Origin of the sequence: Devosia sediminis (assembly GCF_016411825.1) — a bacterium.
Taxonomy (GTDB): Bacteria; Pseudomonadota; Alphaproteobacteria; order Rhizobiales; family Devosiaceae; genus Devosia; species Devosia sediminis.
Genome location: NZ_JAEKMH010000001.1, coordinates 729,215 through 743,468, shown reverse-complemented (window position 1 = coordinate 743,468; position 14,254 = coordinate 729,215). Strand labels below are relative to the sequence as shown.

Sequence of the window (14,254 nt, the reverse complement as noted above, 5' to 3'; positions counted from 1 at the left end):
GCCGCTGGGGAAAGCTGTCTGCCGCTTAGTCCGGGGCGTCGAGCATTGGTCCCTGCGGCGAGAAGTTGAAGACTTCGAGCCGCATCTCGGTTTCGCCCGGCCGGTTGGCAAGGACGGTGACGCTTGCCGGACCAACCGGAATGATGCGTTTGGGCGGCAGACCCAGCAGTGTCTGTAACAGGGCCCGTATCACCCCGCCATGGCACACGACGAGGAGACGTTCGGCCGTCTCGAACCCGTCGAGCGTCGCCTTGGCGGTGCGATCGGCAAAGGCCTGCCAGATTTCGCCGCGCGGCGGCGCGAAGCTGCCGGCGCGCCAGCCCCGATAGCCCTCCGGATCATCGGCAATGATGTCGGCAATGGCGCGACCGGTCCATTCGCCCACATCGATCTCACGCAGCCCTTCATGCGGCTGGGCATCCTTGCAGCCGAGCAAGTCTGCCGTGTCGCGCGCGCGACGCAGGTCCGAGACGATGGTGCGATCGGGGGCCAGTTGCGCGATGACGGGCGCCAGCGCCAGGGCCTGCTCCCTGCCCCGCTCGGACAGCCCGATATCGGCTTGGCCCTGGAGGCGTCGTGACGCGTTCCATTCCGATTCCCCGTGACGCACCAGCAAGAGACGCTTCATGACAGACGCTCCCCCGATGGGGCAAAGAGCGCGGCCGGCGTTTCAGGCAGCACGAAATGCACCTGGTCGCCGACCGTGAGGCGCGGCTTGGCATCGACAACGGCGGTGATGCGCAACGCGCCAGAAATGCCGGTCAGCATGGTCCGCCCTGCCACCGGGCTGGCTTCGGCGAAATCCATCGCCACGGTGGTAGCGTCCGGCACTTCGGACACGCCGATGTCCTCGGGGCGATACATGGCAAGACCATCGGGAGGCAGGCCGCCACGGCGTGCGGCGGGAAGGATCGAGATCGGCACGAGGTTGGCCGGCGGCGTGCCGACAAAGGTGGCGACAAAGGCCGTCGCCGGGTTCTGCACCAATTCCTCGGGCGTACCGAACTGTTCCACCCGGCCCTTGTTGAGCACGGCAACATGGGTGGCCATGGTCATCGCCTCCACCTGGTCATGAGTGACATAGACCGAGGTGGCACCGGTGGCCCGATGCACGCGCAGCAATTCGGTGCGCATCTCGACGCGCAGCTTGGCATCGAGATTGCTGAGCGGTTCGTCGAACAGGAGGATGGAGGGCCGGGGCGCAATCATCCGGGCGATGGCGACACGCTGCTGCTGTCCGCCCGAGATCTCGTTTGGGTAGCGGGCCGCCAGCGCCTCGATGCCGAGCATTTTCAACACCTCGGTGACGCGCGCCTGGCGCTCCGGCTTGCCCATGCCGGCGACTTTGAGGGGCCAGTCGACATTGCCGGCGACGGTCATATGCGGCCAGAGTGCATAGGACTGGAAGACCAGACCGGTATCGCGCTGGGCGGGGTCGATGGTCCAGCCCTTGGCGCCGTCGGAGACGACCTTTTCGCCGAAGGTCACGGTGCCCGATGTCGGCTGTTCGAGGCCGGCCAGCATGCGCAGCATGGTGGACTTGCCGCAGCCCGAGGGCCCGACCAGCACGAGGAAGGCGCCCTGCGGGACGTCGAAGGAAATGCCGTCCACAGCGTTGGATGGGCCGAAGGATTTGACGAGGTTGTCGATGCGGATCATGGGCGTGACTTACGATTTGAGCCAGGGCTGCGACTTGGACTGCAACTGGTTGGCCAGCAGGGTCGCGGCGATCGAGATCACGAGGATCACGACGGTTATGGCATTGGCGAATTGGGTGAAGCCTTCGGAGGCGTAGCGATAGGCGAGAACGGAAAGCACAGGCATGGTCGGGGTGAAGAGCAGCACGACAAGCGACAGGTCGCGCATGATCTTGACGAAGACGATGAGCCCGCCTGCCGCGAGGCCACGGCTGGCCAGCGGCACGGTGATCGAGGTCAGGCGGCGGAGAAACCCGGCGCCGGTCATCCGCGCACTCTCGTCGAGATCGCCCGAAACCTGCTGGATCACGGCGCGGCCAGTCTGCACCGAGAACGGCAGCAGATAGGCCGTGCCGGCAATGAGCAGGAGAGTGAAGGTGCCGTAAAGCGCCGGGAACGGCCCGATGGGCGCGCCGAATAGAGCAATATAGGCGGCGCCGAAGGCAATCCCGGGAACGAGCAGCGGCAGGAAGCTCACCTGGTTGATGATGCCGGCCAGCGGCCCCTTGCCATCGCGGGCCAGGACATAGGCCACGATGAGCCCGATGATTGTGGTGGTGATGGCCACCGCGACGCCAAGGCTCATGGTGAGCCCGGTAGCCGAGACGATGAACGGGTTGGAGAAGATGCCCGCCTGCCCCTGGGCAATCGATGGATCGGATACACCGGTCCAGTAGTGGAGCGTCCAGTTGGAAAAGAGCGCCGACGACGAAGGGGCAAGCGACGAGGCGATGAGTATGACGACCGGCACGACTGTCGTGAGGAGGCAGATCAGCCCGGCCAGCAGAAGGAGCGGCAGGCGTGCTGCGCCGAGGGTGAAGCGCTTGGCGCGGCCGCCCTTGCCGGTGATCGTGGCATAGGATCGGCGGCCGGAAATCACCTTGTTGCCCAGCCACAGGAACAGCGCCGAGACGAGAATCAGGAGGATAGCGATGACATAGCCGCGCGCCGTCTGTCCGACCTCGATGAGGCCATAAAGGCGGGTCGCCATAGTCTGCATGCGCACCGGCAGGCCCAGCAGGGCGGGTGCGGCGAAGTTCGACACCGCACCAGCAAAGGTCAGCGACGCGCCGGCGACCACGGCTGGCAAGGCGACGGGCAGGACAATGCCCATCAGGATGCGGCCGCGCTTGGCGCCGGCCATCTGCGCGGCCTCGACCAGGTCGGAATTGACCGTGGCGAGTGCGGCGGCGATGACCGTAAAGGCCAGCGAATAATAGTGTGCGATCAGTACGATCAGCGTCGGCACCATGCCCCAGGACAGCCAGTCCGGGATGGTGAGCCCGAGGCCTTCGAGAAAGCCGGTCTGGCCGCCAACGCGGGAATTCTTGAACAGCGAACCCCAGGCCAGCGCCGTGGCGAAGCTCGGGATCATGAAGGGCAGCGTGGCCATCAGCCCGATCGTGCGGCGGAACGGCACATCGGTCATCACCACCAGCCAGGCGAGGAAACCCCCGATCAGAACGCAGCCGCAGGCGACAGCGACGCCGAGGATCAGCGTATTGCCCAGCGGCACCCACAGCAGGTTTCGCGCCAGCCGTCCGGAAGTGACGTCGCTCCACGCCTCGATGGCGTCGGGCGACAGCGTTTCGAACAGGATGCGCAGCAGCGGCGCGGCGATGAGGACGCCCAGAATGGCCAGGACGACCAGCTTGAGCACCAGCTTTCCGTCAATGCGGATGGGCCGCGTCATGGGACGGGCAGTGTCGGTGGACATATGACTTGCCTATCGGCTACCGGCCCGAAGGCCAGAATGTTTATCTTGGCTGCATCGACGATTTTGGATGCACCGGTTCTTTCGCATCCCTCCCCCTTGAGGGGAGGGACCGAGGGTGGGGTGGTCGGGTGGCTCCTTGATGGACCCCACTCCCCTCCCCTCAAGGGGGAGGGTGGGCTCGACCAGTGGACTACTGCAGCGAAAGGACGAGGTCGCCCACTTCCTGGCGCAGGTTGGAGGTGGCGATCGGGTCGATCGACCAGGCGCTGAATTGGTCCAGCGGCACGGCATCGGGATGGCTGACGATGTCGCTGCGGGTCGCATAGTCGCCGGCCACGTAGAACGGCTTGAAACCTTCGCCGCCGGTTTCGCTGTCATCGCCCATCAGGAAGTCGATGGCGAGGCGGGCCGCCGCCGGATGGGTGGCAGTGGACGAGACGCCGAGCACGGCCGGGAAGATGATGCCGTTGGACGGCACGACGTCATTGGCGACCTGCAGCGCCCAGCCCTCGTCTTCATTGTCGCGGCGATCCGAATAGGAGGTGAAGCCGACGGGCGGATTGTCCTGGCCCAGCGCGCCCACGGCGGCGTTGACGTCGTCGGTCGAGGACACGAGGATCAGGTCGTTTTCAAAGAGGTCGACGATGAACTGCTGGCCGGCATTTTCGACGCCGTCATCGAGAGTGATCGGCGAACCGAACTGGGCCTCGTAGGCGCTGGCCATTTCATCGGAGCGCAGCACGATTTCGGTCATCAGGTCGAGATAATCGCCACGCTGCAACGGGTCGACCATGATGACGCGGCCGGTCCAGTCCTCGGTGGTGAGCTCCCAGAGATTGCTGACCGGGGCGCCATCGGGATTGGCTTCCTCGTTATACATCAGCACCTTGGTAGAGAGGCGCTGGGCCAGCAGCGGCTCGCGCTCGTTGGCGTCGAGCAGCGGCACCACGCGCGGCGGCACATAGGCAGTGACGAGGCCGGGGCCGAGCAGCTCGGCGAAGACCACCGGGGCATCGGAGATATAGACGACGTCGGCGCTGGCAATGCCGGCAGCGGCTTCCGCCTTGAGGCGGGTGATCTGCTCGGTCGAGCTCATGTCGTGGCTGACCATGTCGATGCCCGGATAGGCGGCCTCGAACGCCGCTTCCACGGCCGCAATACGGCTGGTGAAGGCATAGACGGTTACGGTGCCTTCGGCCTGCGCCAGCGGCAGCAGTTCCTCGGCACTCATGGCGTCGAGCGCTGGATCGTAGTTCTGGGCAAAAGCGGGAGTGGCCAGCGCAACGAAGGCTGTGGTGAGCATAAGCAGTTTCTTGTCCATCAAATCCTCCTCAGGAATGGCGCCCTTTGCGCCTTATGGATGCACATGCATTTGCATGATGGATGCGACATGCATGTGAACTTGCAGAAATTGGGCGTGCGAAACGGTCCTCCCTCACACACCCTAGTCGAAAGCGTCGATCAACTGCCCGAGGGCCTCGAGATTTTCCAGCGAAGCCTTCGGGTCCTGCTTGGCCATGGCCAGCACCAGGGCATTGCAGATGGCCATAGGCACGGTCAGGGTCTGAAAGGCGTCCTGCGAGCCCGAGCGCGGCGCGAACAGCAGGTGGTCGGCAGCGGGCACCAACGACGGGCCGACACTGCCTGAGATCACCACCGTAGCGGCGCCGCGGTTGCGGGCATGCTGCATGAGCGGCGCGTAATGGGTGGGCTGGCGCCGGAAGGCGAAGCCGACAATGGCGTCCCCTGCTCCGAGACCCAACACCTGTTCGGCGAGGTCTCTCCCGTCGCCATCGAGCATGACCGTGTCGCGCCCCATGCGGCGCAGGCGCCGATCGACCAGCACCGCCAGGGCCTCGGCATTGCCACGGGCAAAAATGTAGATACGGCGCGCCTTGAGCAGCACATCGGCCGCCGCCATCAGCCGTGCATCGTCGACATAGCGTTCCAGCCCGGCAAGGGCCTCGACTTCCCGTGCGACGAGATCGCTCAGCAGGCCCGCCGTGCTGGTCTGCACCAGCGTATTGCGCACGCGGGTGGCCGGATCGGTGCGAACGATGAATTCTTCGGCGATGGCGTTGCGGAAGCCGGCATAGCTGGCATAACCGAGTTTCTTGGCGAGGCGCGACGCGGTGGCTTCGTGGACGCCGATCCGCTGCGCCAGGTCGCTGGCCGTGCCAAGGGCAATGTCGCGCGGGCTGGCAATGACCTGCTTGACCAGCAGTTGCTCTGCCGGCGTGAGGCTTTCCGCCACTTCCTTGACGCGTTCTAGTACCGACATCGCATCCTCCCTGGACATTCCCTAAGGCAATGCACGTTTCATTGCAATGATTATTTTTCTTGCAAGTTTTCGTGCAGCGAAAGCTGCAATTCGAGTCATTTGCAATCCTGCGCCATGAGGCTATGTCCTTAGCCTCAACTTTTCACGCGGAATTCCGACATGACCGACACCGTTCTCGACCGCTTCCTGCGCTATGTGGCCATCGACACGCAGTCTGATCCGGCGTCCGACACCCAACCCTCCACCGAAAAGCAGAAGAATCTCGGCCGCATCCTCGCCGCAGAACTGCAGGCCATCGGGCTCACGGACGCGCATCTCGACGAGCACGGCTATGTCTATGCCACCGTCCCAGCCAATACCGACAAGGACGTGCCGGTCATCTGCTTTTGCGCCCACATGGATACCGCGCCTGATTTCTCAGGCGCCAATGTCATGCCGCGCATCGTCCAGAACTATGCCGGCGGCGATATCGTCTTAGGCAATTCCGGCCGCACCATCCGCGTCGCCGAGCATCCCGAGCTGAAAAACCAGATCGGCAACGACGTCATCACCACTGACGGCACCACCCTGCTCGGCGCCGACGACAAGGCGGGCCTCGCCGAGATCGTCACCGCCGCCGAAATCCTGCTCAAGGATCCATCCATCAAGCACGGCACGATCAAGCTGCTCTTCACCACCGACGAGGAAATCGGTCGCGGCGTCGATAAGGTCGATCTCGAAAAGCTCGGCGCCCGCTTCGCCTATACGCTCGATGGCGAAACCGCCGGCACCCTCGAAGACGAAACCTTCTCCGCCGACGCCCTTACCATCGACATCACCGGCGTTGCCATGCATCCCGGCTTTTCCAAGGACCGCATGGAAAACGCCATCAAGATCGCCTCATCCATCGTCGCCCGCCTGCCGCGCGACGTCTCGCCGGAAGGCACCGAGGGTCGCGAGGGCTTCGTCCATCCGGTGGGCATTTCCGGCTCCATGGAAGGGGCCGCGATCAGCCTCATCGTCCGCGACTTCACCGATGCGGGCCTGGCCGAAAAACACGCCATGGTCGAAGACATTGCCCGCGCCGTGCTCGCCGATTTCCCCGGCTCGTCCTTCACGGCGACCCGCAAGGAACAGTATCGCAACATGAAGCAGGTGGTGGACCAGCACCCCGAAATCGTCGCCAATGCCGAGGAAGCCATCCGCCGCGCCGGCATGACGCCGATCCGCAAATCCATCCGCGGTGGCACCGATGGTTCGCGGCTCTCATTCATGGGCCTGCCCTGCCCCAATATTTTCGCCGGCGGCCACGCCTTCCACTCGCCGCTGGAGTGGATCAGCCGCCAGGACATGGACAAGGCCGTCACCACCATCGTGGAACTGGCCAAGGTCTGGGAAGAGCGGTCTTAGCTCAGCCGCAGCATCCTCGCCACTTTCCAGCTGGCGAGGATGCCGGCAGACATCGTCACGAGGAATACCCAGCCCGACAGCGATCCGGCCTGAATGCCCGAGAGCAGCACGCCGACCGTGCAGCCCAGCGCCGTCATCGCGCCCCAACCGAGCAGCACGCCACCGGTGAGCCCCCGCACCACATCCTTGCCGGTCAGCCGCCGTGGCTTGAACTGGCCGGCGAGGAATGAGGTAATGAAGCTGGCGGCGACAAGCCCGATGACGAAGAGACCGTTATTGGACAGCAGCGCCTCCTTGACCACGGTGGCGCAGCCCCTGAGCCCATCGAGTCCGAAGAGGCTCGATGGCAGCCAGCCCTGGTTGGTGCCGACGGTACGGGCGATGCTGCCCAGCTCGGCCGTCACGCCCAGCGGCGCAACGCGGAAATAGGCGAGCGTCGCGATGCCGCCCACCAGGAGCCCCGCAACGACAGCGGGCCACCGCGTGACGAACACCCGCTCCACGGCCTCGCGCAGTGTCAGCGGCACGGCCGGCGCGGGAATGCCAGGCCGCGCCCACCAGAGGGCCGCCACGGCCAGCAGCGCCAGCGCCGCCAGCGTCAGCAGCAGCCCGCCATCATAGCCCAGGTGATGCGGCAGCCAGAGAATGAAGGCATTGCTGGTCATGGCCAGGAACAGTGGGTTCCAGGTGAGAAACCCGAGCCCAAAACCCAGCAGCGCACCGATGATCGCGAATGGCGAAATCACCGATCCCTCGGCCAGCCGATAAAAATGTGCCGAGAGGCACGAGCCTGAAACGGCCATGCCGATGCCGAAGGCAAAGGCGGCAATGACGAGGGTCAGGCTCACCGGCCCGATATGGGCCGTGGGCGGCAACCGGTCGAGTGCCGGCGTCGGCAGCCACGCGCCAAAAATCAGCGTATAGCCCGCCGCACCGGCCGCCAGCGCCACGAGAATAGCGATGACGCCCGACGCTTCGCGCTTTTCGATGAGGTCGCGAAAGTTGCAGTAAAAGCAGAAGCGGCTGCGCTGTAGCACCGCGCCGAAACCCGCGCCCAGCAGCAGCGACAGCGCCAGTGGCCGCCCTTCCACCCCCTGCCCGTTCAGCGTCACAAAACCCCAGGCCAAAGCCAATGCCAGCAGCAGCGGCAGGCCAAAGCGAATGGTCGGATGCGTCATTCTTCCCCCAACAACGAAGCGGGCGCCCGGGCGCCCGCCTGAACATAGATTGTGGCTCCGCGTCCTTGACATCACCCCACCCTCATTCCCTCCCCCTCAAGCGGAGGGAGGCGATGAGCAAAACCAGCGGCACTCGCGATGGCACGGCTCCTGTGCATCCCTCCCCTTGAGGGGGAGGGACCGAGGGTGGGGTGACCGTTTCTGGACTAAATCCGGCCCCACACGGTACCCGTCGGGTTTTCGATCGGCACGCCGACCGCATTGCCATACTCGGTCCACGAGCCGTCATAGTTGCGCACGTCGTAGCCAAGGATGCGCGACAGCACGAACCAGGTGTGGCTGGAGCGCTCGCCGATGCGGCAATAGGTGATGATCGGCTTGGAGCCGTCGATGCCGATCGCGGCAAAGGCGGCCTTGAGCTCATCCGCCGTCTTGAACGTTCCGTCCTCGTTGACTGCGCCGCCCCAGGGGAAATTCACGGCGCCCGGAATGTGGCCGGCGCGGATGGAAAGTTCCTGCACGCCTTCGGGGGCGAAGATTTCGCCCGAATATTCCTTGGGCCCGCGAATGTCGACCAGCGACACGTCGGCGCCGCCCTCGACCACTTCGAGCACATCGGCGAGGCGGGCGCGCAGCGGCGCCGCTTCTTCCGTCAGGTCGATTTCCGAAGCGGCATATTCGGGCGTCGCGGTATCGAGCGGCAGGCCTTCGGCCTCCCAGAGCTTGCGGCCGCCATCGAGCAGCTTCACGTCATGGATGCCGTGGATGTCGAACACCCAGGCGCCCCAGGCGGCGAACCAATTGTTGTTGTCGCCGTAAAGCACGACGGTCGTGTCTTCGGTCACCCCGGCTTCGCGCAGGATGGCTTCGAGCCCTTCACTCGACACGATGTCGCGGCGGACGGTATCGACGAGGTCGGTATGCCAGGCCAGGTTCACGGCGCCCGGAATATGGCCGCGCTCATAGACGCCGGTATCGACGCTGACTTCGAAGATCCGGATATTGGGATCGTTGAGGTTCTGCTGCAGCCAGTCGGCGGTGACCAGCGGGCCGTCCTGCGCAATGGCCGGCGCGACGCCAAGGGCGAGGGTCGTGGCCAGAACGGCCAGATTGCGGGAAATGGACTTCAAGGAATGCCTCCTGTTCCTGACGGCGGCCCAGCGCCGCTTCGCCCAGGATCATGGCAATCTTTCCATCCTTGTTTCAAAGCACAGGCGTCTAAAGTTCTTTTGCGGAAAACAAAATAGCCGGCCCGAAGGCCGGCTGACTGAGCAATATTGTCTATTAAGTTTATAGACTATGAGCCGCCCGTGCGCTTAGCGCCGGCCGAGCAGCCGGTCGGCGATGTCGCTGTTGCGGCCGGCGGCCATGCCGGGAATGAGCAATGCGTCGATCAGCCACCAGAGGCCGACAATGGCCCAAAGGAAGCTGAGGAAGCCAAAGCTGATCACGGTCAGCAACAGGATCACGCCGCTGAGCGCCAGCATGATGAAGCCGCTGAGCGGCCGCCCGAGGTAAAAACGATGTGCGCCCACATAGCCCAGGAAAAACCAGAGCAGGTAGGCGACGAGAAGCGACTTCTTCTCGATGTCATACTGTGCGTAGCTGCGGTCGGTGGACAATGGTCTCTCCTGTGTTCGCGACTTAATTGGGGACCGCCCTGCCCCACTTCAAGATGCCTTGCGTGCGGCCTTGAACTCGACCCAGACCGGCGCATGATCGCTCGATCCGTCCTGTGCCCGCGCCTGCCGGTCGACGCCGCATGACTTCAGGCGCTTCGCCAGCCCCGGGCTGAGAAGAAAATGGTCGATCCGCAGGCCGGCATCGCGCTCGAAGGAATTTCGCCAGTACTTCCAGAACGTGTAGATGCGCTCGTCGGGGTGCAGATGGCGCACCGCATCGGTCCAGCCCTGCGCCACGAGGTCGGCATAGGCCTGCCGCACCTCTGGCCGGAACAGCGCATCGTCGCGCCAGCGCTCGGGCTTGTAGACGTCGAGATCGGTCGGCATGACGTTGAAGTCGCCCACCAGCGCCACCGGCAGTTCGGTTTTCAGCAGGGACTGTGCGTGCGCCCGGAGCCGTTCGAACCATCTCAGCTTGTAGTCGAATTTCGGACCCGGCGCGGGATTGCCATTGGGCAGGTAGAGGCAGCCCACGAGAACCCCATTCACCGCCGCCTCGATATAGCGCGAATGGCTGTCATCGGGGTCGCCGGGAAGGCCGCGCCGCGTTTCCACCGGCTGGCCGCCGCGCTGCAATATGGCGACGCCGTTCCAGCTTTTCTGCCCATGCCAGATGGCGCCATAGCCGGCCTTTTCGAGCGCATCGGCCGGGAAGCGGTCGTCCGGCGCTTTCAATTCCTGGAGGCACACGACATCGGGGCCGGTTTCCTCCAGCCATTCCAGCAGCAGGCCCAGCCTGCCGTTGATGCCGTTGATGTTGAATGTCGCGACCCTCATGCAGCCTAAACACCGGCTCATACATTTGGGTTCACGCTGCCCCGGAAACGAGGCAAGCAGGAACCCCGACCCGTTGACCGATTCCACAAGCGAGACCCCTATGCCGCCAGAGACTTCAACCCTTCTGGCGCTGGGCGTCGGCGCCGTCATCGTTCTCTGGCTGGTGTTTTCCGTGCTCAAGAAGCTCTTTGGGCTCGCCCTGATCGCGGGCATTGTCGGCCTTCTCGCTTTTCTCTGGTTTAATCCGGAGCTGGCCGCAGACCTGTGGAGCCAAGCCCAAGCCATGCTCAACCTGCAATGACGACGCCGCTGGAGTCAGCGCCCTCCGCGGAACACCAGGGGGACTTGCGCCGGGTCGCGCTTTGGGCGGCCGGCTATGCGGCGCGGGCTTTGCCGGTGTTCGAGCGCCAGCACCCTGGTGACCCGGGTCCGCGGGACGCCGTCGCGGCCGGCCGCGCCTTTGCCGAGGGTGCTACGCGGGACAAGGCTTTGCGCACCGCCGCCTGGGCAGCGCACAAGGCAGCCGGCAGGGCGCCGGACGCGCTGGCAAAGCACGCTGCCCGCGCGGCAATGCTCACGGCGGCCGTGGCCTATACGCATACCGATCTGACCGAAGGCGATCAGGGCATCAGTCAAGCGCAGCACCTGCTCGGTCCCGTCGTCTATGCGGCCATGGCCCTCGGGGCAGAAGACCTGCTTGACCAGGCCGTCGCCGACGCGCCACCCGAGCTTATTCGCCTGCTGCTGCTGTTCCCGCCGCAGCCCGGCGGGCGGACGCAACTGAAGCAACTCTTCCAGAAACTCGACGCCGCCCTTCGCGCGGGCGGAGCGCGCTGACCTAGCCCAGCCGTCGCGCGAAAAAGTCCAGCACCGCCGCGCGCATCGCCGGCGTCTCCTGGTGCCCCACACCAGGCTCGCTCAGGAATTCCAAGCGATCCGGCACGGCGGCATAGGCAGGCCGCAATTCGCTCATGGCGCGTGCCACGGCGGCGGGCGGGCTCAGGTGATCGGCCTCGCCCACGCAGATCAATTGCGGGCGCGGGGCGACCAGGGCCGCGATGCTGCCCCCGTCGGCCTCCCGCAACAGACCGGGCACGGTGAGATAGATGCCGTGCCCGTCATGGGCCCCCAGCTCGATCATGGTACGGAAATCGGCAAAGCAGCAGAGATGCGCCACGGCGGCGATGCGCCTGTCGATAGCCGCCAGCCAGTAGCTCAGCACGCACCCCATCGACATGCCGAAGGCCCCGATCCGGCCGGCATCGACATCGGGACGCCCGGCGAGATAGGTCAGAGCTGCGCCATGGTCGGACAGCATCTGACCGAAGAGGCATTCGCCATGCCAGAGCAGCGCCTTGGCTGCAAAGCTTTCGGTTGTTGTCGCCCGCTCGCCAAAGACCGGCATGTCCACGCAGAGCGTCACGTAACCCGCACGAGCGAAGACCGGTCCCAGGGGGCTCACCAGGTAATCCCGTCCATCCAGCAGTTCGCGCGCCCCTATGGCATAGCCGCCGCCATGTGAGTGACCGTAGAGAATGGCCGGCAGGCGCCCTTCGACATTGGCCGGGCGAGTCAGGATGCCTCGCACGTCCTCGTTGCCGATCCTGAGGCGCAGGTGTTCGACGACATAGTCGTGCCGCTCCTCGATGTCCTTGGATATCCGGGCGACGCCGCGATCTTCATAGCCCAGCAGTTCGCGAAAGCGCGCGGCAGTGATGGACATGAACGACTCCTCGACGCGGACGATCCGCGCGCGGAGCCTAGAGCAAAATGCATTTCTCGCAACACAGCGTTCAACCATCGGCACTTGCCGATGAAGTGCAAACACTGCATGTAACGGACGCACCAGCCCTCCCGGCCAAGGAATATCCATGTCGAAGCTCTTCTCGCCCGTCACCCTCCGCAATCTGAACCTGCGCAATCGCGCCGTGGTCGCGCCCATGTGCCAGTATTCCGCCGTGGACGGCTTCGCCAATGACTGGCATTTCGTGCATCTGGGACGCTTCGCGCTGGGTGGCTTCGGCCTTGTGCTGCTGGAAGCGACCGGCGTCGTTCCCGAGGGCCGCATTTCCTATGGCGACCTCGGCCTCTGGAAGGATGAGCAGATCGCGCCGCTGGCCCGTATCGTCGATTTCCTCCACGATCATGGTTCTGCCGCAGGCATCCAGCTCGCCCATGCCGGCCGCAAGGCGTCGACGCCGGTGTCCTGGCGTGGCCCCGATGATCTCGCGACCGAGGAACAGCGCCGCGCCGCCGGCTATGAACACTGGGTGCCGGTCGCGCCCAGCGCCGAGTCGCATGATCCGGCCAATCCCGATTTCCAGGTGCCCACGGCGCTCGATGCCGAGGGCATCCGTCGCGTCATCGACGGCTTCGTTGCCGCTGCGCGGCGCGCCGACCGGGCCGGTTTCGACACGATCGAAATCCACGCCGCTCACGGCTACCTGCTCAACCAGTTCCTGAGCCCGCTTTCCAACCACCGCACCGACAACTATGGCGGCAGCCTCGAAAATCGCATGCGGCTGGTGCTCGAAGTTACCGAGGCCGTCCGGGCTGCCTGGCCGGCGGAAAAGCCCCTGCTCGTCCGACTCTCGGTCAGCGACAATGCGCCGGGCGGCTGGACGCCGGAGGACAGCATCGTGCTGGCCCGCGAACTCCAGGCCCGTGGCGTCGATGCCGTGGACTGCTCGAGCGGCGGCATGGCCCAAGGTCGCATCACTTCGGCGGCAGCCTATCAGGTGCCCTTCTCCAAGGCGGTGCGCGACGGCGCTGGCATTGCCACCATGGCCGTCGGCCTGCTCGGGGACATCGAGGCGGCCGAAGCAATTCTCGAAAACGGCGAGGCCGACTTCATTGCCCTGGCCCGGGGCGCACTCGACGATCCCAACTGGGCCGTCCATGCCGCCCGCAAGCTCGATGGCGTCTACGATCTCTGGCCGGTCCAGGCCCGCCGTGTTGCCGGTCGGGATCAGGTCTTGGGAACGCGCGCCTAAATCCGCGAACGGACACGGGGCGAACCAAATTTCGCCCTCTTCGCCCGCTCCTCTTGTCGCCTGCTTCGCCGAGCACCACCTGACGCAGGCGCAAGGGAGAGACGCATGGATACCAAAGCCGCAATTTTCGCCCTCATGACCGTCTGGGGCGTCGGCGCCTGTGCAGCCGTGCCCTCGATGGCGCAAGAGGCAGACCCCCAGGCGGAGGAGACGGAGGCGAGCGAGGCCAACCCGCTCCTCAACCGCGTCTGGGTTCGCCAGGCGGCGGACAGCGAGGTCGTGCCCGGCACCATGCACATCTTCCTCGCAGACGGGACGCTGGTCTCGGACAGTTGCTGGGAAACCTACCGGCTCTCGAGCTGGCAACAGGTTTCAGACAGCGAAATCTCATGGGAGGAGGATGGCACGACCATCAGCGCCGATATCGCTTCGCTGACCGCAGACGAACTGGTGCTCAACCTGAAACTGGTCGGTGGCGCCGAAGAACAGCGGTTCATTCCCGCTGATGTGCCCTATCTCTGCCCCGACATGCCCAAGTGA

Annotated in this window: 15 protein-coding genes; 5 read left to right on the top strand and 10 right to left on the bottom strand. The window is 64.9% G+C overall.

Annotated features, from left to right (window positions below):
• Positions 1-25 precede the first annotated feature (25 nt).
• The 5 genes from JEQ47_RS03760 to JEQ47_RS03740 form a co-directional block, all read right to left on the bottom strand.
• Positions 26-628 (bottom strand): histidine phosphatase family protein, encoded by a 603-nt coding sequence (locus JEQ47_RS03760; protein ID WP_198875041.1) that lies wholly within the window; start codon positions 626-628, stop codon positions 26-28.
• Positions 625-1,659, bottom strand: coding sequence for an ABC transporter ATP-binding protein (locus tag JEQ47_RS03755; RefSeq protein WP_198875040.1), 1,035 nt, complete (start codon positions 1,657-1,659; stop codon positions 625-627). The genes JEQ47_RS03760 and JEQ47_RS03755 overlap by 4 nt, the downstream gene beginning before the upstream one ends.
• A gap of 9 nt (positions 1,660-1,668) precedes the next feature.
• Positions 1,669-3,414: an ABC transporter permease gene (locus tag JEQ47_RS03750; protein WP_236020637.1), complete on the bottom strand. Its 1,746-nt coding sequence runs from the start codon at positions 3,412-3,414 to the stop codon at positions 1,669-1,671.
• Between the two features lie 190 nt (positions 3,415-3,604).
• Complete coding sequence (locus tag JEQ47_RS03745; protein ID WP_198875039.1) at positions 3,605-4,735, bottom strand: ABC transporter substrate-binding protein; 1,131 nt, start codon at positions 4,733-4,735, stop codon at positions 3,605-3,607.
• Positions 4,736-4,858: 123 nt separating this feature from the next.
• On the bottom strand, positions 4,859-5,695 hold the full coding sequence (locus JEQ47_RS03740; RefSeq protein WP_198875038.1) for a MurR/RpiR family transcriptional regulator: 837 nt from the start codon (positions 5,693-5,695) through the stop codon (positions 4,859-4,861).
• Positions 5,696-5,854: 159 nt separating this feature from the next.
• On the opposite strand from JEQ47_RS03740, the gene pepT reads away from it, so the two are divergent.
• On the top strand, positions 5,855-7,084 hold the full coding sequence (pepT, locus tag JEQ47_RS03735) for a peptidase T (RefSeq protein WP_198875037.1): 1,230 nt from the start codon (positions 5,855-5,857) through the stop codon (positions 7,082-7,084).
• On the opposite strand, the gene JEQ47_RS03730 is transcribed toward pepT, so the two are convergent.
• The 4 genes from JEQ47_RS03730 to JEQ47_RS03715 all read right to left on the bottom strand — a co-directional run bounded on the left by JEQ47_RS03730 (position 7,081) and on the right by JEQ47_RS03715 (position 10,721).
• On the bottom strand, positions 7,081-8,262 hold the full coding sequence (locus tag JEQ47_RS03730; protein WP_198875036.1) for a YeeE/YedE family protein: 1,182 nt from the start codon (positions 8,260-8,262) through the stop codon (positions 7,081-7,083). The two genes, pepT and JEQ47_RS03730, sit on opposite strands and share 4 nt — an antisense overlap.
• A 206-nt stretch (positions 8,263-8,468) precedes the next feature.
• The gene (locus tag JEQ47_RS03725; protein WP_407931774.1) at positions 8,469-9,362 is read right to left on the bottom strand and encodes a sulfurtransferase; all 894 of its coding nucleotides are present in this window, start codon (positions 9,360-9,362) and stop codon (positions 8,469-8,471) included.
• A gap of 216 nt (positions 9,363-9,578) precedes the next feature.
• Entirely contained in the window at positions 9,579-9,884 is a 306-nt protein-coding gene (locus tag JEQ47_RS03720) for a TM2 domain-containing protein (protein ID WP_198875035.1), read from the bottom strand.
• Positions 9,885-9,932: 48 nt separating this feature from the next.
• Complete coding sequence (locus JEQ47_RS03715; RefSeq protein WP_198875034.1) at positions 9,933-10,721, bottom strand: exodeoxyribonuclease III; 789 nt, start codon at positions 10,719-10,721, stop codon at positions 9,933-9,935.
• 73 nt (positions 10,722-10,794) lie between these two features.
• Between JEQ47_RS03715 and JEQ47_RS03710 the strand changes: the two genes are divergently transcribed.
• On the top strand, positions 10,795-11,022 hold the full coding sequence (locus JEQ47_RS03710) for a hypothetical protein (RefSeq protein WP_198875033.1): 228 nt from the start codon (positions 10,795-10,797) through the stop codon (positions 11,020-11,022).
• Positions 11,023-11,066: 44 nt separating this feature from the next.
• A complete protein-coding gene (locus JEQ47_RS03705) occupies positions 11,067-11,558 on the top strand; it encodes a putative immunity protein (RefSeq protein ID WP_198875032.1) in 492 nt (163 codons plus the stop codon).
• 1 nt (position 11,559) lies between these two features.
• Here JEQ47_RS03705 and JEQ47_RS03700 read toward each other — a convergent pair whose 3' ends face one another.
• Positions 11,560-12,444 carry an alpha/beta hydrolase family protein gene (locus tag JEQ47_RS03700; RefSeq protein WP_198875031.1) on the bottom strand — a complete coding sequence of 295 codons (885 nt, stop codon included), beginning with the start codon at positions 12,442-12,444 and terminating at the stop codon, positions 11,560-11,562.
• Positions 12,445-12,592: 148 nt separating this feature from the next.
• Here JEQ47_RS03700 and JEQ47_RS03695 point away from each other — a divergent pair, with 148 nt between their 5' ends.
• Together JEQ47_RS03695 and JEQ47_RS03690 are read left to right on the top strand one after the other, a co-directional pair.
• Positions 12,593-13,714: an NADH:flavin oxidoreductase/NADH oxidase gene (locus JEQ47_RS03695; protein WP_198875030.1), complete on the top strand. Its 1,122-nt coding sequence runs from the start codon at positions 12,593-12,595 to the stop codon at positions 13,712-13,714.
• 105 nt (positions 13,715-13,819) lie between these two features.
• The gene (locus tag JEQ47_RS03690; RefSeq protein ID WP_198875029.1) at positions 13,820-14,254 is read left to right on the top strand and encodes a hypothetical protein; all 435 of its coding nucleotides are present in this window, start codon (positions 13,820-13,822) and stop codon (positions 14,252-14,254) included.

Coding starts and splice junctions, on each gene's coding strand:
- JEQ47_RS03700 (WP_198875031.1), bottom strand. CDS start 12,444: ATGTCCATCACTGCCGCGCGCTTTCGCGAACTGCTGGGCTATGAAGAT.
- JEQ47_RS03760 (WP_198875041.1), bottom strand. CDS start 628: ATGAAGCGTCTCTTGCTGGTGCGTCACGGGGAATCGGAATGGAACGCG.
- JEQ47_RS03695 (WP_198875030.1), top strand. CDS start 12,593: ATGTCGAAGCTCTTCTCGCCCGTCACCCTCCGCAATCTGAACCTGCGC.
- JEQ47_RS03730 (WP_198875036.1), bottom strand. CDS start 8,262: ATGACGCATCCGACCATTCGCTTTGGCCTGCCGCTGCTGCTGGCATTG.
- pepT (WP_198875037.1), top strand. CDS start 5,855: ATGACCGACACCGTTCTCGACCGCTTCCTGCGCTATGTGGCCATCGAC.
- JEQ47_RS03755 (WP_198875040.1), bottom strand. CDS start 1,659: ATGATCCGCATCGACAACCTCGTCAAATCCTTCGGCCCATCCAACGCT.
- JEQ47_RS03750 (WP_236020637.1), bottom strand. CDS start 3,414: ATGTCCACCGACACTGCCCGTCCCATGACGCGGCCCATCCGCATTGAC.
- JEQ47_RS03745 (WP_198875039.1), bottom strand. CDS start 4,735: ATGGACAAGAAACTGCTTATGCTCACCACAGCCTTCGTTGCGCTGGCC.
- JEQ47_RS03715 (WP_198875034.1), bottom strand. CDS start 10,721: ATGAGGGTCGCGACATTCAACATCAACGGCATCAACGGCAGGCTGGGC.
- JEQ47_RS03740 (WP_198875038.1), bottom strand. CDS start 5,695: ATGTCGGTACTAGAACGCGTCAAGGAAGTGGCGGAAAGCCTCACGCCG.
- JEQ47_RS03690 (WP_198875029.1), top strand. CDS start 13,820: ATGGATACCAAAGCCGCAATTTTCGCCCTCATGACCGTCTGGGGCGTC.